General features: G+C 69.3%; 19 protein-coding genes. 13 read left to right on the forward strand and 6 right to left on the reverse strand.

Annotated elements, in window-relative coordinates; genetic code table 11:
- Positions 1-71 precede the first annotated feature (71 nt).
- A complete protein-coding gene (gene dnaJ, locus HOV77_RS00790; protein ID WP_290855989.1) occupies positions 72-1253 on the forward strand; it encodes a molecular chaperone DnaJ in 1182 nt (393 codons plus the stop codon).
- Positions 1246-1674 carry a helix-turn-helix transcriptional regulator gene (locus tag HOV77_RS00795; protein ID WP_290855991.1) on the forward strand — a complete coding sequence of 143 codons (429 nt, stop codon included), beginning with the start codon at positions 1246-1248 and terminating at the stop codon, positions 1672-1674. Before dnaJ ends, HOV77_RS00795 begins: the two co-directional genes overlap by 8 nt.
- A 135-nt stretch (positions 1675-1809) precedes the next feature.
- On the opposite strand, the gene HOV77_RS00800 is transcribed toward HOV77_RS00795, so the two are convergent.
- Positions 1810-2238: a hypothetical protein gene (locus HOV77_RS00800; RefSeq protein WP_290855993.1), complete on the reverse strand. Its 429-nt coding sequence runs from the start codon at positions 2236-2238 to the stop codon at positions 1810-1812.
- Between the two features lie 186 nt (positions 2239-2424).
- Between HOV77_RS00800 and clpB the strand changes: the two genes are divergently transcribed.
- Both clpB and HOV77_RS00810 read left to right on the forward strand, forming a co-directional pair.
- The gene (gene clpB / locus HOV77_RS00805; protein WP_290855996.1) at positions 2425-5007 is read left to right on the forward strand and encodes an ATP-dependent chaperone ClpB; all 2583 of its coding nucleotides are present in this window, start codon (positions 2425-2427) and stop codon (positions 5005-5007) included.
- Between the two features lie 79 nt (positions 5008-5086).
- A complete protein-coding gene (locus HOV77_RS00810) occupies positions 5087-5899 on the forward strand; it encodes a hypothetical protein (protein WP_290855998.1) in 813 nt (270 codons plus the stop codon).
- 72 nt (positions 5900-5971) lie between these two features.
- Here HOV77_RS00810 and HOV77_RS00815 read toward each other — a convergent pair whose 3' ends face one another.
- Entirely contained in the window at positions 5972-6892 is a 921-nt protein-coding gene (locus tag HOV77_RS00815) for a hypothetical protein (RefSeq protein WP_290856000.1), read from the reverse strand.
- Positions 6893-7227: 335 nt separating this feature from the next.
- Between HOV77_RS00815 and pdhA the strand changes: the two genes are divergently transcribed.
- Genes pdhA through HOV77_RS00830 form a run of 3 tightly spaced genes read left to right on the forward strand, consistent with a single transcriptional unit; the run spans position 7228 to position 10728 of the window.
- The gene (gene pdhA / locus HOV77_RS00820) at positions 7228-8376 is read left to right on the forward strand and encodes a pyruvate dehydrogenase (acetyl-transferring) E1 component subunit alpha (protein WP_290856002.1); all 1149 of its coding nucleotides are present in this window, start codon (positions 7228-7230) and stop codon (positions 8374-8376) included.
- Positions 8376-9365, forward strand: coding sequence for an alpha-ketoacid dehydrogenase subunit beta (locus tag HOV77_RS00825; protein ID WP_290856004.1), 990 nt, complete (start codon positions 8376-8378; stop codon positions 9363-9365). The genes pdhA and HOV77_RS00825 overlap by 1 nt, the downstream gene beginning before the upstream one ends.
- Positions 9366-9369: 4 nt before the next feature.
- Positions 9370-10728: a dihydrolipoamide acetyltransferase family protein gene (locus HOV77_RS00830; protein ID WP_290856005.1), complete on the forward strand. Its 1359-nt coding sequence runs from the start codon at positions 9370-9372 to the stop codon at positions 10726-10728.
- Positions 10729-10806: 78 nt separating this feature from the next.
- Here the strand turns inward: HOV77_RS00830 and HOV77_RS00835 are convergent, their stop codons facing one another.
- From HOV77_RS00835 to HOV77_RS00845, 3 genes are all read right to left on the reverse strand, one after another.
- Complete coding sequence (locus tag HOV77_RS00835) at positions 10807-11748, reverse strand: hypothetical protein (RefSeq protein ID WP_290856008.1); 942 nt, start codon at positions 11746-11748, stop codon at positions 10807-10809.
- A gap of 105 nt (positions 11749-11853) precedes the next feature.
- Positions 11854-12621, reverse strand: a complete 768-nt coding sequence (locus tag HOV77_RS00840) for a MaoC/PaaZ C-terminal domain-containing protein (RefSeq protein ID WP_290856010.1) — start codon at positions 12619-12621, stop codon at positions 11854-11856.
- A complete protein-coding gene (locus tag HOV77_RS00845) occupies positions 12622-13920 on the reverse strand; it encodes a 3-oxoacyl-ACP reductase (protein ID WP_290856012.1) in 1299 nt (432 codons plus the stop codon). It lies immediately after the preceding gene.
- A 47-nt stretch (positions 13921-13967) separates the two neighbouring features.
- On the opposite strand from HOV77_RS00845, the gene HOV77_RS00850 reads away from it, so the two are divergent.
- Positions 13968-15260 (forward strand): acetyl-CoA C-acetyltransferase, encoded by a 1293-nt coding sequence (locus HOV77_RS00850; protein WP_290856014.1) that lies wholly within the window; start codon positions 13968-13970, stop codon positions 15258-15260.
- Between the two features lie 58 nt (positions 15261-15318).
- Positions 15319-16194: a DUF5926 family protein gene (locus HOV77_RS00855; RefSeq protein ID WP_290856016.1), complete on the forward strand. Its 876-nt coding sequence runs from the start codon at positions 15319-15321 to the stop codon at positions 16192-16194.
- A gap of 92 nt (positions 16195-16286) precedes the next feature.
- Here the strand turns inward: HOV77_RS00855 and HOV77_RS00860 are convergent, their stop codons facing one another.
- Positions 16287-17489, reverse strand: coding sequence for an arginine deiminase (locus HOV77_RS00860; RefSeq protein ID WP_290856019.1), 1203 nt, complete (start codon positions 17487-17489; stop codon positions 16287-16289).
- A 183-nt stretch (positions 17490-17672) separates the two neighbouring features.
- Between HOV77_RS00860 and HOV77_RS00865 the strand changes: the two genes are divergently transcribed.
- From HOV77_RS00865 to HOV77_RS00880, 4 genes are all read left to right on the forward strand, one after another.
- Complete coding sequence (locus HOV77_RS00865; RefSeq protein WP_290856021.1) at positions 17673-18359, forward strand: hypothetical protein; 687 nt, start codon at positions 17673-17675, stop codon at positions 18357-18359.
- 58 nt (positions 18360-18417) lie between these two features.
- The gene (locus HOV77_RS00870) at positions 18418-18885 is read left to right on the forward strand and encodes a hypothetical protein (RefSeq protein ID WP_290856022.1); all 468 of its coding nucleotides are present in this window, start codon (positions 18418-18420) and stop codon (positions 18883-18885) included.
- Between the two features lie 89 nt (positions 18886-18974).
- Entirely contained in the window at positions 18975-19469 is a 495-nt protein-coding gene (locus HOV77_RS00875; protein WP_290856025.1) for an ACT domain-containing protein, read from the forward strand.
- An 80-nt stretch (positions 19470-19549) separates the two neighbouring features.
- Positions 19550-20038, forward strand: coding sequence for a hypothetical protein (locus HOV77_RS00880; protein ID WP_290856027.1), 489 nt, complete (start codon positions 19550-19552; stop codon positions 20036-20038).
- Positions 20039-20045: the final 7 nt, after the last annotated feature.

The raw sequence follows: 20045 nt of genomic DNA on the forward strand, positions 1-20045 counted from the left end.
CACGCGGGTCCCGTCCGGCGACGGCGGGACCCGCGCACATCAGTCGGGGTGAGAAGGGAGGACGGGCACCGGTGACCTCGAAGGACTGGCTGGAGAAGGACTTCTACGCCGTGCTCGGAGTGGCGAAGAACGCCACCGCCGACGAGATCAAGCGCGCGTACCGAAGGCTGGCCCGCGAGCTCCACCCGGACCACAACCCCGGCAACCCGGAGGCCGAGGAGCGCTTCAAGAGCGTTTCCGAGGCGTACGCCGTGCTGTCCGACGACAAGCAGCGCCGTGAGTACGACGAGATGCGGTCGCTCTTCGAGGCGGGCGCGTTCCGCCGGGGTGCCCGGACGGGCGGCTACACCGCTCCCGGCGGCTTCGAAGACATGTTCGGCGGAGACAACCGCTTCGGCGGCGCGGGCTTCTCCGACCTGTTCAGCACGATCTTCTCCGGCGGCAACGCGCCCGGCGCGACCCGCCGAGGGCCCGCCCGCGGACGGGACGTCGAGACCGACGTGATCCTGGAGTTCCGTGAGGCGGTCAAGGGCACGACCAAGCCCGTCACCGTACGCTCGCCGGGCGTCTGCGACGTGTGCCACGGCAACGGTGCCCGGCCGGGCACCCTGCCCCGGACCTGCCCGATCTGCCAGGGCAGCGGTTTCGTGCCCCGAGCACAGGGCGCGTTCAGCTTCTCCGAGCCCTGCCGGGAATGCCAGGGCGTCGGCACGGTCGTCGACGAGAAGTGCGCCGAGTGCCACGGCACCGGCGGCGTCACCAAGACGCGTACGCTCAACGTCCGCATCCCGGCCGGGGTGGCCGACGGCCAGCGCATCCGGTTGGCCGGACGCGGAGAACCCGGCGAACGCGGCGGCTCGGCCGGCGACCTGTACGTGCTGGCGCGCGTACGCCCGGATGCGATCTTCGGCCGGTCCGGTGACGACCTGACCCTGACGGTGCCGATCGGTTACTGGGAGGCGGCGTTCGGCGTCGACCTCCGGGTGCCCACCCTCGACGGTCCGGTGACCCTCCGGGTTCCGGCCGGTACGCCCAGCGGTCGCACGCTGCGCGTACGGGGCAAGGGGGTGGCCCGCAAGGACGGCCGGACCGGTGACCTGCTGGTGACGGTCGAGATCGAGGTCCCGAAGGACCTCACCGCCGACGCCCGGGCGGCGTTGGAGAACTACGCGCATTTCGCGCCGCGTCCGTCCCGCCAGCACCTGGACGTGCACCTGCGGGAGCCGAGCGAGGGAGAGGTCCACTATGGATAACAGTGGCTGGCGGGAGACCGAGATCCACCTCGACGCCAAGGTCCTCATCATCTCCGTGGCCGCGCAGATGGCCGGGATGCATCCGCAGACGCTGCGGCAGTACGACCGCCTCGGTCTCGTGCAGCCGGGCCGGGCCACCGGCGGCGGCCGTCGTTACAGCCTCCGCGACGTGCAGCTGCTCCGCGAGGTGCAGCGGCTCAGCCAGGACCAGGGCGTCAACCTGGCCGGCATCAAGCGGATCATCGACCTCGAGAACCTGGTGACGCAGCTCCAGGAGCAGGTCGCCGAGCTGCAGGAAGTCGCACAGGCGGCGATGCAGCGAGTGGCCGAGCTAGAGGCGATGGCACCCTTCCCCCGCCGCGACCTGCTGCCTTCTCCCCGCCAGACAACAGCTCTCGTCGTATGGAAGCCCCGCTCTTGAGCCCTGTGGGCTTTTATTCTTGATCTAACGCTGGTGGCACCCGTCATTTGGCTCCTGGCAAGGCGCACGACACCGCCGTTGGCCGGGGCCAACAAGGTGGCGAGCAACGCCGCCAGGGGGCAAATGACGGGTGTCTCACAACCTCCGGCCGGAGCGGACTAGACCGCCCTCGCACCAGTCGTGGTACTCGAACAGCTCCTGGCGGGCCATGAGCATCCGCGTGTTGTGGGCCCAGGTCACCATCAGCTCGTCGCCTTCTTCCTCGGCGACTTCGACGAGCTTGCGCAGCTTCTTGCGCGGGTGCGCCCGGAAGCTCGTGCGGATGCCGTCGGCGGCGTAGATGTAGACGCAGTGCAGGGCGAATCGGCGGGCTGGGCAGCTCGGGTCCATCGCGAGGTCGAACAGCGGGTCGATGAGCCGGTCGTTGGAGACCAGCAGGTCCCAGTCGGGCGGCAGCGTCTGGAGCGGGACCGAGTCGGGCGAGTACGCCCACGCGCGCAACTCCGCCGGACGTGGATCGACCGGATTCACGAAACCGCGGAACACCGCCTGTTGGACGCTCACCTTGTGCTCCCGAGGAAGGGCTTCCTGGCTCAGCCGCGATGCTGCGGCGACACCGTAGCGTGTTCGCTCGATGACTCGGCATTTCCGATGCCAAGCCGTTATATGTCAATCCCGCGACGGATCCGTGACGTGGCCGCGACGGGCCGGCTGGCGTCCGGAAGTTGAGTCGACTAGACTCAACCCACGATGGACACTCAACGCCTCACCACCAAATCCCGGGAGGTCATCGCTGGTGCGGTGGCCATCGCCGGACAGCGCGGCCACGCCGTCGTCGAAGCGTGGCACCTGCTGCTCGCTCTGCTCGACACGGGCGGTTCGACCGCCGCGGGGCTCCTGCGCGCGGTGGGCGCGAACCCCGCCGACGTACGCCGAGCAGCCGCCCGCGCGGTCGAGCAGATGCCCACGGCTCGCGGCTCCAGCGTCGCCGAGCCGACGCTGTCGCGGGAGTTCCTGAACTCCCTCAACGCGGCCGAACAGATCGCCCGGCCACTCGGCGACGAATACGTCTCGACCGAGCATCTGCTGGCCGGGCTGGCTCAGGTCGGCGGAGCCGTCGGCGACCTGCTCAAGCAGCACGGCGCGACGGAGAAGCAGCTGGTCGCCGCGTTCCCGACGATCCGCGGCGGCGAACGCCGGGTCACCAGTCCCGACCCCGAGCAGCAATACCAGGCGCTCGAGAAGTACGGCATGGATCTGACCGCCCGCGCTCGCGAGGGCAAGGTCGACCCGGTCATCGGGCGCGATGCCGAAATCAGGCGGGTCATTCAGGTGCTTTCTCGGCGTACGAAGAACAATCCGGTGCTCATCGGCGAGCCGGGCGTCGGCAAGACCGCCATCGTCGAGGGCCTCGCCCAGCGCATCGTCGCCGGTGACGTCCCCGAGTCGCTCCGCGACAAGCGACTGGTCAGCCTCGACCTCGGGGCGATGGTCGCCGGCGCGCAGTACCGGGGCCAGTTCGAGGAGCGACTGAAGAGCGTCCTCGACGAGATCACCGGCAGCGACGGCCAGATCATCACCTTCATCGACGAACTGCACACCGTGGTCGGGGCGGGCAAGGGCGAAGGCTCGATGGACGCCGGCAACATGCTCAAGCCCATGCTCGCCCGGGGTGAGCTGCGGATGGTTGGCGCGACGACGCTCGACGAGTACCGCGAGCACATCGAGGCCGACCCAGCCCTCGAACGGCGCTTCCAGCCCGTCCTCGTCGGCGAGCCGTCCATCGAGGACACCATCGGCATCCTGCGGGGCCTCAAGGAGCGCTACGAGGTGCACCACGGCGTACGGATCACCGACGCCGCGCTGGTCGCCGCCGCTTCGCTCAGCGACCGCTACATCGCCGACCGGTTCCTGCCCGACAAGGCGATCGACCTCGTGGACGAGGCCGCGTCGCGGTTGCGCATGGAGATCGACTCCCGGCCCGTCGAGGTCGATGTCATGGAGCGAGCGGTACGCCGACTGGAGATCGAGGAGATGGCGCTGGCGAAAGAGAGCGACCCGGCTTCGGTCGAGCGCCTCGATCGGCTGCGCGCCGAACTCGCCGACAAGCGCGAACAGCTCACCGCGTTGAGCGAGCGGTGGCAGACCGAGAAGTCGCGGATCCAGGCGATCTCGCAGGCGAAGGAAGAGCTGGAGACGTTGCGCGGTGAGGCCGACCGGGCCGAGCGCGACGCCGACCTCGGGCGTGCCTCCGAACTGCGCTACGGCCGCATCCCGGACCTGGAGCGCAAGCTGGCCGAGGCCGAGGGCGAACTCGCCGGACTGCAAGACCACGGCGCGATGCTCAAGGAGGAGGTCGGCCCGGACGACATCGCCGAGGTCGTCGCCTCCTGGACCGGCATTCCGGCCGGTCGCATGCTCGAAGGCGAGACGGCCAAGCTGCTGCGGATGGAGGAGTCCCTCGGTTCCCGGGTCATCGGGCAGCCCGAGGCGGTCGCCGCGGTCAGCGACGCCGTACGCCGAGCGCGAGCGGGCATCGCCGATCCGGACCGCCCCACCGGCTCGTTCCTGTTCCTCGGCCCGACCGGTGTCGGCAAGACCGAGCTGGCCAAGGCGCTTGCCGAGTTCCTGTTCGACGACGAGCGTGCGATGGTCCGCATCGACATGAGCGAGTACGCCGAGCGCCACTCGGTCGCCCGGCTGGTCGGTGCCCCGCCCGGCTACGTCGGCTACGACGAGGGCGGGCAGCTGACCGAGGCGGTCCGGCGGCGTCCGTACTCCGTGGTGCTCCTGGACGAGGTGGAGAAGGCGCACCCGGACGTCTTCGACGTGCTGCTGCAGGTGCTGGACGACGGACGGCTCACCGACGGCCAAGGGCGTACGGTCGACTTCCGCAACACCATTCTGATCTTGACCTCGAACCTGGGCTCGCACGCCATCGCCGACCCGACGCTGACCGATCAGCAGCGGCAGGACTCGGTGATGGCGACGGTGCGGGCGCACTTCAAGCCCGAGTTCCTCAACCGGCTCGACGACATCGTGGTCTTCCACGCGCTGAGCCAGGATGAGCTGTCCGCCATCGTGGAGATCCAGATCGACCGGCTACGCCGCCGGCTCGCCGAACGGCGGCTGACGCTGGAGGTCACGCCGGAGGCGCTGGGCTGGCTCTCCGGGCACGGCTACGACCCCGTGTACGGCGCTCGCCCGCTCCGGCGGCTGGTGCAGACGGCGATCGGCGACAAGCTCGCCCGGGCGATTCTCGCCGGCGAGGTCCACGACGGTGACACCGTTCGCGTCGACCGAGAGAACGACGGCCTGATCCTCAAACAATGACGGCTCTCCCTCGAACAGCGGGGTTGTCCTGCTGAAACAGCCGAGGTAGGGGGCGGTCTAGATCGGATACCTTCCGGTCATGACCGCCCCCGCCGCCATCACCGGTGACTTCGTCCCGGCCGGGCCAGCCCGTGGCCCCCGCCCGGCCACCGTCACCATCGGAGCCGCCTTCCAGGCCGTGGCGGTGGTGTTGCTGTTGGCGCTGATCGCGCTCGCCTGGATCAGCCGCGCCCAGTACGACGGGTTCGCCGATGAAGCCGCCCGGCTCGTCTCGGCCCGGCCGGACGAGCTGGCAGCCGAACACACCAGCAATCTGATCATGGCGGTCGTCGTGAGCGTGCTCGCCGGGGTGCCGGCGTTGTGGTTCGGCAGCACGCTCTGGCCGTTGTTTCGCGGGGCGAACGTCGCCCGCATCCTGGCCGCCGTCGGCGCCTTCGCCATCCCCGGGCTCGGCATCCTCCTGGTGATCGGAAGCTGCGTCAGCGGAATGTTCCTCGTCTTCTTCCTCGCGAGTGCGCCGTTCGAGGAAGACCCGAATATGGTCGACGACTATCCGGACGACTTCGGCGACTTCTCCGGTACGCCGTTCCAGGAGAAGCTCTGGGATCTCCAGTCGTCGGCGGCGTTCGACTGGGCAGGGTTGATGCCCGTGCTCGCGCTGCTGATCGTCGCCGCCCTCACGGTCAGCGCGATCATGTACGTGCTGCCGCCCACCAACCGCTGGTACAACCCCGCCCGGGCGGTTGCTCGCGGGCGGCCCTACCCCGTGCCGGTCTACTACCCGGTGTACTACCCGTACCCCGGCCCGCCGCCGGTCGCTCCGCCTGTTGCTCCGCTGCCGGACGCCCAGCTGCCCGTCGAACCGCCCTCGGCGGAACCGCCGACCAGTTGATCATGCTGTCACGGAGTTGATCAGTGCGCCCGGGACACGACACGCCGGTCGATCAAGACCACAAGTTCATGATCAACGGGAAAGGGCGCCGAGGTCGACGGTGACGTGGATAGCGCCGTCGACCAACGGGCGCGTGGGACGGTCGACGGCCGGATGGGTCGGGCGGTCCACGACGGCGCGCTCGACGGTGACACCGCCAGTGCGGGAGACGAGACCGCGGGAGGCAAGACCGCGGGAGGCCAGACCGGAGCGGGAGGCCGCCACGGGGCGGAGGACGGGGCGGCGAACGATCGCCCGGCCCATCGGCGGCAGCTTGACCGCCGGCAGCCCGGCGATCGCGGGCAGGTCAGCGACAGCAGGCAGGTCGGCGGGCAGTGCGACGACGACCGGCCGGACGAAGGGCTGCCCCGGCCGTGTCCGGGCCACCACGATGGGGGCCGCCGGCTCGGCGGCTCGACGCGGGGGCGTGACCGCCACCGGGCGCTCCGCCGGCGGCTTCGCGAGATTCGCCCGCTCCGCTACGCGTACCCGTTGAGGCTGAGCGAGGACGGCGGTCTTGTGTGGACGGGTCTGGGTCCGGGCCGGCTCGACCTGGAGCGGCAGCGGGGCCTGGCCGTGCGCACGGACCTTGACCGGCGCAGGCCCGGCAGGCTCGGTGAGCAGTACGCCGGCGGGCTCGCGGAAGGTCGGCGCGAGATCGTCGAGACCGGTACGCATCACGACGAAGGTAGGCAGCGAAGTGAGCCCGACCATCGCGGCGACGAGCAGGCCGAACCGGCCTTGACCACCACGGAGCGCGGCCCGGATGCGCTGGCCCACCACGGTCGGCAGGTACGCCTCCGCGGCCTCGTCCTCGGCGTCGGGCTCGTCGGCTGAGCTGGGGGCGGTCGGGGCGGGCCAGCGCCGATCGCTGCTCCGGGGCTGCTTGTGGCGGCTGGACTCGAGAACGGAATCCAGGAAGCTCTCGGAGGTCGATTCCGCATCCTGCGCCATGAAGGCCTCCAAACCTCAAATCCCGGGGAATTTCCACAGAATGCCGCATAGCGCCATAGAAACCGCGGATTCCACGCCGAAGTCGGGTGGACTAAAGCGACACTGGGTATTAGTGAGGGCATAAGCGGCCGCATGATCTCGGCCACGCTGTGAGCGCGGCCACGGATGCGGCAGGATATGGGGGTAAGGCGGCAACGGTGCCGCGGGTCTTCCGTGACTGCACCTGCCGGCGAACTCCCGTCGCGCGACAGCCCCCACCTGGGCGAGGCGCGACGCCGAACCGCTCTGCGGCAGGCCAACCCCGCCGCCGAGCACATAAGAACAGGGAGATACGGATGACCAAGGGCGCAACCGCCCCGCGCCGTTCCGGCGGCAGCCGGGGCAGCGGTGGCACTCCCCCGGAGCCCGACTACGTACAGCTGCTCACCCCCGATGGCGAGCGGGTGAGCCACCCCGACTACTCGGTCGACTTCTCTGACGAGGAGCTGCGCGGGCTCTACCGCGACCTCGTCACCGTCCGCAAGCTGGACGCTGAGGCCACCGCCCTGCAGCGGCAGGGTGAGCTGGGCATCTGGGCGAGCCTGCTCGGGCAGGAGGCGGCTCAGGTCGGTTCGGGGCGCGCGCTGCGCAGCCAGGACATGGCCTTCCCGACTTATCGCGAACACGGCGTGCTCTACTGCCGGGGCATCGACCCGATCATGCCGCTGAGCTTGTTCCGCGGCGTCGACCAGGGCGGCTGGGACCCGGTGGCGAACAAGTTCAACCTCTACACCATCGTCATCGGCGCGCAGACTCTGCACGCGACCGGTTACGCGATGGGGATCGCGAAGGACGGCAAGGTCGGCACCGACGACGGTGAGGCCGTCATCGCGTACTTCGGCGACGGTGCGACCAGCCAGGGCGACGTCAACGAGGCCTTCATCTGGTCCTCGGTCTTCCACGCCCCGGTCGTCTTCTTCTGCCAGAACAACCAGTACGCCATCAGCGAGCCGCTGGAGCGCCAGACCCGGATTCCGCTGTTCCAGCGCGCGGCCGGCTTCGGCTTCCCCGGCGTACGCGTCGACGGCAACGACGTGCTGGCCTGCTACGCGGTCACCCGTGCGGCGCTGGACAACGCGCGACTGGGCCAGGGCCCGACGCTGATCGAGGCGTACACCTATCGGATGGGTGCCCACACCACCTCGGACGACCCCACTCGCTACCGGGTCTCCTCCGAAGTGGAGGCTTGGCAGGCCAAGGACCCGATCGCCCGCGTACGCGCCCTGCTCACGCGCGAGCAGATCGCCTCCGACGACTTCTTCGACGCCGTCGACGCCGATGCGAAGGCCGAGGCGGTGCGGTTGCGGGAACGGGTGCTGAACATGCCCGATCCCGACCCCAGCCAGATCTTCGAGAACGTCTACGTCGAGGGTTCACCGCTGGTCGACGCCGAGCGCAAGCAGTTCGAGGCGTACGCCGCGTCGTTCGAGGGAGGTGCTCACTGATGGCAGTCGAGACTCTGACCTTGGGCAAGGCGCTCAACACCGGCCTGCGTCGCGCCATGGAGCGTGACGACAAGGTCATCCTGATGGGTGAGGACATCGGCAAGCTGGGCGGCGTCTTCCGGATCACCGACGGCCTGCAGAAGGACTTCGGCGAGGAACGCGTCATCGACACCCCGCTCGCCGAGTCCGGCATCATCGGCACCGCGATCGGCCTGGCCCTGCGCGGCTACCGGCCGGTCTGCGAGATCCAGTTCGACGGGTTCGTCTACCCGGCGTACGACCAGATCGTGTCGCAGGTGGCGAAGTTCCGCTACCGCTCGCGGGGCCACGTCAAGCTGCCGATGGTCATCCGCATCCCGTTCGGTGGTGGCATCGGCGCGGTCGAGCACCACAGCGAGTCGCCTGAGGCGTACTTCTCGCACACCGCCGGTCTCAAGGTGGTCGCGTGCTCCAACCCGGAGGACGCGTACTTCATGATCCAGCAGGCGATCGCGTCCGAGGACCCGATCATCTTCCTGGAGCCCAAGCGCCGGTACTGGGAGAAGGGTGCCGTCGACACCGCGCTCGGTCTCGACGCCGTCACCCCGCTGCACTCCAGCCGCGTGGTCCGGTCCGGCGCCGACGCCACCGTGGTCGCGTACGGCCCGATGGTCAAGACCGCGCTCGACGCGGCCACCGCGGCTCAGGAAGACGGGCGATCGCTCGAGGTCATCGACCTTCGCTCGCTCTCGCCGATGGACCTGGCTCCGGTTTTCGATTCGGTACGCCGGACGGGGCGACTCATCGTCGTGCACGAAGCGCCGGGGAACCTGGGGATGGGCTCGGAGATCGCCGCCCGGGTGACCGAGGAGTGCTTCTACTCCCTGGAAGCGCCCGTCCTGCGGGTCGCCGGGTACAACACCCCATACCCGGCCTCGCGCCTGGAGGAGGAGTACCTGCCCGACCTGGACCGCGTCCTCGACGCCGTCGACCGCTCGTTCGGGTGGTGAACCGATGAGCGTCAAGGAATTCAACCTGCCCGACCTCGGTGAGGGTCTGACCGAGGGCGAGATCCTGAAGTGGCTGGTCAACGTCGGTGACGTGATCGAGCTCAACCAGCCGATCGTGGAGGTCGAGACGGCGAAGGCGGCCGTCGAGATCCCCGCGAAGTGGGCCGGCAAGGTCGTCGAGATCCACCATCCGGAAGGGACGGTCGTGGAGGTCGGTTCGCCGATCATCGCGATCGACACCGACCCGTCCGGCTCCTCCGCGTCCGCGTCCGCCCCCGCTCCCGCTTCGGCCCAGGCCGATCCGGACGCGGGGCTTATCGGCGGGCCTGCGCCGGGTGGGCGCACTGCGGTGCTCGTCGGCTACGGGCCGCGCACGACGGAGGCGAAGCGGCGTCCGCGGGTTTCCTCTGCGCCGGCTGCGCCGGCGGAAAAGGTGCCGGCTCCGACGGCTCCTGTTGCCGTTGAAAAGCCCGCGGCGCCCGTCAACGGCGGCGCTTCGGTGCTGGCCAAGCCGCCGGTCCGCAAGCTGGCCCGCGACCTCGGCGTCGACCTGACGACGATCGCGGGCACCGGTCCGCAGGGTTCCATCACGCGCTCCGACATCGAGGCGGCCCGGTCCACCCCGGCCGCCCCGGCGCGCGTCGTAGCCGGCTCGCTCGAACGAGAGCAGCGGATTCCCGTCAAGGGCGTACGCAAGCTGACGGCGGCCAACATGGTGGCGTCGGCCTTCACCGCACCGCATGTCACGGAGTTCCTGACCGTCGACATGACCCGGTCGATGAAGGCCCTGGACCGGTTGCGTGCCCAGCGCGACTGGCGCGACGTACGCATCTCGCCGCTGCTCATGGTGGCGAAGGCGGTCCTGCTCGCGGTCCAGCGGCACCCGATGGTCAACTCGACGTGGGACGAGGCCGCCCAGGAGATCGTGGTGAAGAACTACGTGAACCTCGGCATCGCCGCCGCCACCGAGCGGGGCCTGATCGTGCCCAACATCGCCGACGCTCAGGCGCTCTCGCTGCGCGAGCTGGCGGACGCGATGACCGACCTGGTGGCGGTGGCGAAGTCAGGTAAGACGCCGCCCGCCGCGATGACCGGGGGCACCTTCACCATCACCAACGTCGGCGTGTTCGGCATCGACACCGGTACGCCCATCCTGCCCCCCGGCGAAGCGGCGATCCTCGCCTTCGGTGCCGTACGCGAGCAGCCGTGGGCGTACAAGGGGAAGGTCAAGCTGCGTCAGGTGACGACGCTCGGCCTCTCCTTCGACCACCGCATCATCGACGGGGAACTCGGTTCGCGCTTCCTCGCCGACGTCGGCGCGTTCCTGTCGGACCCCGAGGCCGCCCTGCTCGCCTGGGGCTAATCCCACGCCAGCGGCGGCGCGGATCCGCTTGATCAGCGGAGTTTTTGTGGGGTTATGGCCCCGCAAAAACTCCGCTGATCATGTCAGTACCCGAATTCCGGGGCGGATGCCGGCTCGGAGGCGCTCCACATAGGCGCGCTCGATCTCGGCCAGCACCGAATGAGGCGACTCGCGGATCTGCTTCGGCGTGAAGTGCAGGACCAAGATCCCGGCTGCGGCCAATCTGTTGTGATGGCGCAGGGTTGCTTCCCAGCCGGGCGCGCTGAGATGGAACTCGCGCGAGTCCACCTCCAGCGCGATCCCCACCTCTTCCAGGTAGCCGTCCGGCGTCGGCAACGGACCGCCGGAACCGTCCGCCAGCTGGGGATTCCACCGGATGGTCGGCAGCAGCAGACTGTTCTTGGCGAGCGTACGGAGTTCGGCCTCCGGTGCCGAGCGAACGCCGTCCGCCACCTCGTCGAGCACCGCTCGAAGGGCTGCCGTTCCGTTGCGACGTGCCAGTTCAAGTTCTATCTGCAACGAGGTCAAGGACGTGATCTCGTTCTGAATGGCTTCGGCCACCACTGCGCGGATTGTGCGGACGTCGTAGCCGGTACGCATTCCGTCGATGACGGCTCGAGCGGGCGAGCAGACTCGAACACACCCCGCATACGGCCAATATGTCGGATCGAGCCGATCCGTGCGGTGGATCTCGACCCGGGGTACGCGTGCCAACCGGCGTTGTTCTGGCAGGAGCACATGCACGACCGGTTCCCGTGGTGCGTACCGGAAGCCATGGATCTCCAACGCGCTCAGCCCGGCAAGTTGTGCCCTGTCACCGGCGTAGAGCCCGGCTGCGATGAACTGCTGGCGGCGAGTCAACGTGCCGGAGAACGCGGCGACGATCCGAGGCAGTACCCGCTGCCAAGTCCCACGCCGAATCCGCCAACGAATGGCTTCCTTGGTGAAGCCGACTTCGCGGAGCTGGCTGTCGGTGGCGATCTTCTCCTGCCGGAGAAGTAGCTTCGCTAAAGCGTCCACAGGACAATCCAATGCCGGAACGAACCGCATGGGATAGCCCTGTGGATGGAGCCGCATGATCAGCGGAAGTTCTGAGGTGTCATAACCCCTCAAGATCTCCGCTGATCATGAGAACTCGACGAATACGTTCGCCCGTTCGCTGGAGCGGACCTCGGCGGCAGCCGAGGTGGAGCGAAGCGAGGCCGACCGGCCGAGCAGGATAGGCGCGCGAAAGCGAGCCGTAACCGCGGAAGCGGAAGGCCGCGTAGCGGCAAGAACACGCGCAAGCGTGTACATGCCATGAGCGATAGGGCGCGAGAAGCCGAAGGCGCGAGCGCCCAGAAGCGAAGTGTGAATGGGGTTGTAGTCGCCGGAAACGGCGGCGTACCGCCGTCCCGCGTCAGCGGGAAACCGGAGGACCGCCGAAGGCGGCCCGTCCAAAGTCTCCTCCGGCGAGGCCGGAAGCTCAGAAGGAGCACCCCGCCGCAGATAGGTCGACGTCTCCTCCCACACCAACACACCATCTAGCGAAGCGCTGGTGACGACGTCGAACTGCCGCCCCCGCCGATGCGGCCGCAGATCCCGCGCGACGACCGAGAAGTCGAGCGAAGCGCCGAGCGGCAGCAGACCATGCACCCGAAAAGAGTTGGCGACGTGCACCAGTCCGACCACCGGAAACGGGAAGTCGCCGCCCGACATCAGCCGCATCGTCGGACCGAACGCCATGATGTGCGGATAAGTGGCGGGCAAAGAGGAGCGCAGGGGAAATCCGCATACCGCGTTGTAGTCAGCAACCGCAGCGACCGACGACGAGGCGGTAAAGCTCACCACAGTGGACGGCAGCACCGCCGGTCGCGGCCGGGGGATCAGCGACAACGCCGCACGCGCCAGCATTCAGGCCCCAAGCATCTGCTGGCCGCAGACGCGCAGCACGTTGCCCGTGACGCCGGCCGAGCCGGGTTCGGCGAAGTAGCCGATGGTCTCCGCGACGTCGATCGGGAGACCGGCCTGGGCCAGCGAGTTCATCCGGCGGCCGCCTTCGCGTACGACCAACGGCAGGTGGGCGGTCATGGCCGTCTCGATGAAGCCGGGCGCGACCGCGTTCACCGTGATGCCGCGCTCGGCCAGCACCGGGGCCAGCGCGCGGACCCAGCCGGCGACGCCCGCCTTGGAGCTCGCGTAGTTCGTCTGGCCGCGGTTGCCGGACAGGCCCACCACCGACGCGACGCCGACGATCCGGCCGCCGGACGGAATCAGGTCCGCCGCGACCAGCGCGTCGGTCACGCGTACCGGTGCGGCGAGGTTCACTGCCAAGACCTGGTCCCATTGGTCCGGCTTCATGTTGGCCAGCGTCTTGTCCCGCGTGATGCCCGCGTTGTGCACGACCACGTCCACTCGGCCGTGGCGGTCCTTCAGGTGGTCGACGAGACGCGCGGCCGCGTTCTCCACGGCCAGATCCGACTGGTACGCCGTACCACCGAGCGAGTTGGCGACAGCGGCGAGGGAGTCACCTGCGCTCGGCACGTCGAGACAGACCACGTGGGCGCCGTTGCGGGCGAGCACCCGGGCGATGTCCGCCCCGATCCCCCGGGCGGCCCCGGTGACCAGGGCGACCTTGCCCGCCAGCGTGTCCTGCGACAACGGTCCGACCGGAGCGCCGACGGTCACCACCTGACCATCCACGTACGCGGAGCGCCCGGACAGGAAGAAGTCCAGCGTGGAGCGCAGGGTTTCCGGCTCCGTGGACTCCGCTGTGCGTACCAGTTGAACGGTTGTGCCGCGACCCGCCTCTTTGGCGAGGCTGCGGGTGAACCCCTCGACGGCCTGGCGCACCGCGGCGGCCTCGACCGACGAGGCTTCCGCGGGCAGACCGGCCAGCACGACCACGCGACCGGTGGGCGTGAAGCCGCGCGCGATCGGGTGCACAGCGTCGTAGAGATCGCGCAGGTCTTCGACGGTGGCCAAGGTCGTCGCGTCGAGGATGAGCCCACCCAGCTTGCCGCCCTCGGTGGGAGCGGGATACCAGCCGCTCACACCCGCCGCGAACCGGCCCTCGCCCGCGACCTGCACCGGGCCGGATAGCGGATGGTCCGCGTCGTAGCGGCGGAGGCGGGGCGGATTGGGCAGGCCGAGGCGCTTGACCAGGACACTGCCACCGGCGCTGCGTTCGAACGACGCGTATCGGTCCGACATAGGGTTGACTGTACCCACAAGACCTACTCGCGAGTAAGTTATACCGCATGAGAAACGTACGACGGGTCGGCGTCCTGGGCGGGAACCGGATTCCGTTCGCCCGGTCCAACGGCCGCTACGCCAAGGCGTCGAACTCCGACCTGCTCGGCGCGGCGCTGGACGGCCTGGTCGCCCGGTTCGGGCTGGCCGGTGAGCGGATCGGTGAGGTCGCCGCCGGTGCGGTCCTCAAGCACAGCCGCGATTTCAACCTCACCCGCGAAGTAGTCCTCGGCTCGACGCTCGACGGGCGTACGCCGGCCGTCGACCTCCAGCAGGCGTGTGGAACCGGTCTGCAGAGCGTGATCTACCTGGCCAACAAGGTCGCCTTGGGCCAGATCGACTCCGGCATCGGCGGCGGCGTCGACACGACGAGCGACGCGCCGTTGGCCCTGAACGAGAGCTTCCGCAAGGCGCTGCTCGAACTCAGCCAGGCCCGTACGCTCGGCGGCCGGATGCAGGCCGCGCTGAAACTGCGGCCGTTGCAGCCGTTCCAGCCGGAGATCCCGCGCAACGCCGAACCGCGTACGGGGATGTCGATGGGCGAGCACGCGGCGCTCACCGCACTCAAGTGGGGCATCACTCGGGAGGCACAGGACGAGCTCGCCCTCGACTCGCACCGCAATCTGGCGGCGGCGTACGACGAGGGGTTCCTCGACGACCTGATCACCCCGTATCTGGGCCTGGCGCGGGATCAGAACCTGCGCGCCGACAGCACCCTCGACAAGCTGGGTTCGCTCAAACCGGTCTTCGGCACTCGTGGTGAGAACCCGACGATGACCGCAGGAAACTCGACTCCGTTGACGGACGGCGCGGCATTGGTACTACTCGGGACCGATGAGTGGGCCGCCGAACACCATCTGCCGGTGCAGGCGTACTTCGTCGACGCGCACACTGCCGCCGTCGATTTCACGCCGCGCAGTCCTCAGCCGGAAGGGCTGCTCACCGCCCCGGTGTACGCCGTGCCCGAGCTGCTCGCCCGCAACGGCCTGACCCTGCAGGACTTCGACTTCTATGAGATTCATGAGGCGTTCGCGTCGCAGGTGCTGGCCACTTTGGCCGCCTGGGAGTCGGAGGAGTTCTGCCGGGAGAAGCTCGGCCTGGAGAAGGCGCTCGGCTCGATCGACCGGACGAAACTCAACGTACGCGGCGGTTCGCTCGCGGCCGGTCACCCGTTCGCGGCGACCGGTGGCCGGATCGTGGCGACCCTGGCCAAACTGCTCGCCACTCGGGGCAGCGGACGCGGGTTGATCTCCATCTGCGCCGCCGGTGGACAGGGCGTCGTCGCCATCCTCGAACGCTGACGATCCCGGCTGGGGCGGCGCGCCCGCCCCAGCCGGTCAGCTCGGCTAGGCTTCGCGGGTGAGCAAGCGAGCCCGTGTCGCGGCCAAGTCTGCCGCGCCCAAGAAAGCCAAGGTCCGCGACGTCTTCGTGGCGGTTCCGTTCGACGGTCTGACCGACGAGCCGGAGTGGATCGCCCTGCGCGAGCTGGTCCCGGCGGCCACCGCGCCGCTGAAGCTGAACGCCGAACTGACCGAGAAGTACGGCGACCGTGACATCACGCTGGCCACCATCCTGCCGATGGCGTGGCCGGCGATGGTCAAGGCGGACGGCCGCATCCTGCTCGGGCTCCAGCGGCACGTGCAGTCCGGCGATCCCAACCGCGACCTGGCGGTGGCCCTGCTGAACGCGCTGGAGACGACGCCCGGTCAGTCGGTCGCCGTTCCGGCGCTGCCGGGCCAGGGCGAGCGCCTCGGCGACCTTCTCGCCGACGGCCCGCTCGACATCACCATGCACGAGACGTTCGGCTTCTGGCTGGACGAAGGCCAGGACGACGACCCCGGTGTGGCGTCGTCGCTCGAATCGGCCAACGGGGCGATCGCACCGACCGTGAAGATGGCGGCGGTGAAGGCGGCGTACTGGACTCGCATGGGGGAGAAGTCGCACATCCGCTGGGTTCTCCCGCACGCCGAGAGTGAGGCGCTCGACGCGCTGGCCACCCTGGGCGCCGCAGGCGAGCTCACGCTGGGGGAGCAGACCCGGTTCGCCGGGATGTTCCGGGCACACGGCCGGCTCGTCCCGGTGTGGGATCTGCCCGTCGACGCCGTGGCTGGGGACTGGGAGGACGCGCTCGCTGCGTTCGCCACTCGCTTCGAAGCCGCGCGTGGTGTTCCGCTGACCGCCGAGGCGCGCAAGGCCAAGCAGGGCCTGATCGGCCGCCAGCTCACCCTCCGCTGACCCCCGCCCTTTCCGCGCGATCATGAACTTTCGGGCATGATCCACCGGCGTGTCGCGTCCCCGTGGCCCTGATCAACTCCGCAAGAGACTGATCAACTGAGGGGTTCGCGGGAGATCGGGCAGGACATGCATCTCGGACCGCCCCGGCCGGAGCCCAGCTCCGAGCCGGGGATCCGGATGACCTCGATGCCGGCCCGTTCCAACTGCGCATTCGTCTCGACGTTGCGCTCGTAGGCGACGCACAACCGCGGCGCGATCGCCAGCGTGTTGTTGCCGTCGTCCCATTGCTCGCGCTCCGCGGTCACCGAGTCCAGTCCGGTGTGGAGCATCCGCAACCGGTCGATCCCCATGGCTTTGGCCGCCGCGTCGAGGAACGGATCCGGGCCGCTCACGGCTGGTTCGGTCACGCCCGGGGTCAACGTGTACGCCATCAGGTCGTCGGCGATGTTCGGATACATGAGGACGGTGTCGACGTCGACCATCGTGCATACCGTGTCGAGGTGCATGGTGGCCCGGGTCTGTGCGATCGGCACCGCCAGCACGGTGTGCGCCAATGGATCGGGGTGGCCGAAGAGCGTACGGGCCAGCCGTTCCGCTCCGGCCGGAGTGGTGCGCTCCCCGACGCCGACTGCGACGACGCCGGGCGCAAGGAGCAGGACGTCCCCGCCCTCCAACGGTTCCAGCCACGGGTCGTACGCGGTAGCCACCCCGGCGAATCGCGGATGGTGCTCGTAGATGGTGTGGGTGATGCTCGTTTCCCGGCGGCGTGCGTTCATCGCCAACGAGGTGACCGCCACGCGATCGCGGATCCACACCGAGGAGTCCCGCGTGAAGAGCAGGTTCGGCAGCGGGTCCACGACGAAGTCGAGCCGGTCCATCAGCTTGTAGACCAGGCCGGGGCCGGACGTCAGCTCTTCGTGCGCCAGTCCGGCGGTGAGGACTCGGGCGAGCCCCGACGGGTCGAGATACCCCAGATGTTCGCGTACGCGCCGCCGCAGTGAATCGCCGAGCCGCACATCGGCCAGTACGGCGTCGACGAGCTCGGCCCGGGCGGCTTCGATACCGAGCACGTCCGTGAGCAAGTCCGTGAGGTAGAGCACTTCGACGTCGTGTTCCCGCAGCCGGGCGGCGAAGGCGTCGTGCTCCTCCTGGGCCCGGCCGACCCAGGGGATGCCGTCGAAGAGGAGCGTGTCGTTGTTCCGGGGCGTCAACCGGGCCAGTTCCGGGCCGGGCCGGTGCAGGAGCACCGTGTGCAGCCGGCCGACCTCGCTGTCCACATAGCGCACACCATCCACGGATGCCAGCCTAGGTCGCGAAGCCGTCGCCCGGCGTTATCCGCAAAAATCGGGATGTCGCAATATTCACGTGCCGTGAATGAGATGTCATTCCGGTGTAGACCCCTGTCGCACGCCAGGATCGGTCACGTATTGTGACGGATACAACTCAATGAGTGCCAGCGGAACGCCGGAGGCCCCACGATGACCACATTCCCCGTCCGCCCCATTCCTCTGTCGACGCCGAAGATTCCCAGCCTGGATGCGCTGAAGGAGGGCCCGCTCGACCGGGTTCGCCGTCAGCGTGAGGAGAAGGCCCGGATTCGGCAGGAGGCCGCCGGCACTCGCGCCGCCAACCATCTCAACCAGCTGGGTCCGGCGTGGCAGTTCGTCGAGTGGCCGCACTCCGTTGCCACGACGAGCGCCGAGACCGCCTCGGCACCGGGCCGGGCCGCCGACACCCACGGCGGCTTCCTCGCCTTCGGACCAGGCGGCGTCTTCTCCGTCACCGTCGTCGACATCGGATCGAAGCGCGTACTGGTCGCGGGTGATGTCGTGCAGATCAAGGGACGGCGGCCGGCGTACATCCCGGCCGCGCGCAAGGACGCCAAACGGGCCAGCAAAGCCATTTCCGCCGCCACCGGGCACACCATCCCGGTCGTGCCGGTGCTCGCGTTGATGGGCCGCGGCGTCGTCACCGTCTACGGACTGCCCAAGGACTGCGTCATCACCACCTATCGCGAACTGCATCGGGCGTTGCTCGGCGGCGGCGAACGCATCTCCGTGATGACCGCGCAGAAGCTGTCCGACGTGGCCCGCAACCCGTGGACCTGGATCAACGAGCCCGCCAACGCGTACCGCTGGTTCACCGACGGCAAACACGACGAGTGACAAGCTCGCGACACCGGAGTACCGTGCGGGTATTCCGCCGCGGCGAAGGGAGACACGTGTGACGCATGTCGAACTGTCGCTGTCGACCAGCGTCACACCCGACTGGCGTCCCCCGGTCACCGTCCCCGAAGAACTCAGCCGCTGGGTGACCGCCGTCGTGGAGTCAGCCGAACCGGCGCTCATCATCGACGCTTCGGCGACCATCGTCGCGACGACACCGTCCTGCGCGGCCCTCCTCGGGCTGCCGGACCCCTGGGTGGGCGAGCGGCTGCCCGACTCGCTGCACCTCATCGACTTCACGGCCAACGGCGCCGAGCTGCCCGAACCCGAGCGTGAACTGATCCCGCCCCTGCTGGCGGTCGCCTCCGGCCGACTGGCCCGGGGGCTCATTCGCGTACGCACCCATCGCGCGCCCGCCGCCGCCCGCGGTGAGGAGTCCGAGACGCGGACGCTGGACGCGATCGCCACGCCGTTGCACGCCGACGACGTCGCTGTGGGCTCGCTGACGTTCTTCTGCGAGATCTGAGCGTCTCCGTCTCTACGCAGTGCGAGATCGATCGCACTTGTGGTGATCGTCGCAGCGCCGGAAGCCCCGAGGGACGTAGATTGCGTGGCATGGAGACGCTGGGTGACGGTCAGCCCCCCGTGACCCGTACGCCGGGCGCACCGGTGGGGGTCGATCTGACCCTGCTCGCCGACGTGTACGCCGTGTGCCGTCTACCGGCCGGCGCACCGTTCCCGGTCGAACTGCTCCCGTCGGCCTCCCGTCCCGGTGCCCGCGCCCGATCGGCGGCCGGTGGCGGCGCTGCGGACTCGGGGGTCGTCTCGTTGACGTGGACGCCGACGGAGACCTCCGTCATCTGCCGGGCCGACCGCGTACCGGCGGGTGCGGTGGTCGAGACCGGCTGGCGCTGCTTCGAGGTGGCCGGGCCGATGGCGCTGACCCTGACCGGCATCCTCGCCTCGATCGCGACTCCGTTGGCACACGCCCGGATCAACATCTTCGCGTTCTCCACCTTCGACACGGACTACGTCCTCGTCCCGTCGGTACGCCTCACCGCCGCCCTGGCCGCGTTGACCGGCGCCGGGCATCGCATCAAGCAGGCTTGATCCGGTCGGCTCACCCGGACATATGATCGGGGGCGGTTCGTCCCCGCAAACCACGCCGACCCCCGAGAGGACTCCCCCCGGTGCCTCGGATCCGCCCCCTCGCCGCTGTAGCCGCGACTGCCGCCATCCTGCTCGCGGCGGGCTGCGGCAAGCCACCCGACCTGCGAGAACAAGGCGTACCGGTGCCCAGCCCCTCGGGCGACACCCGGTCGACCCGGCCGCGGTTGCCGGTGCCGACCGCGACACCGAGCACCGCGCCGACGTTCCCCGACAACTACTACGTCGCCTGCCTCGGCAACCCGAGCGGCGACCAGGTGGTGGCGACCGTTCGGGCGAAGACCAAGCTGCTGCCCAAGACGGGGACGATCGCGGTGACCACCGGCCCGCTGTGCTCGGGGATGTGGCAGTTCACGATCGTCCAGGCCCCGGGCAAGGACTCACTCGTCGTGGTCACGAAGGGCCCGGCGACCGCGCTCCAGATCGTCACCGCCGGCTCCGACGTCTGCACCATCACGGTACGCACCCAGGCCCCGGCCGGGCTGCTCGCCGCAGCTCGCTGCGATGCGTAGGGTTGCC

This window comes from Hamadaea sp., assembly GCF_013362815.1.
GTDB lineage: Bacteria > Actinomycetota > Actinomycetes > Mycobacteriales > Micromonosporaceae > Hamadaea.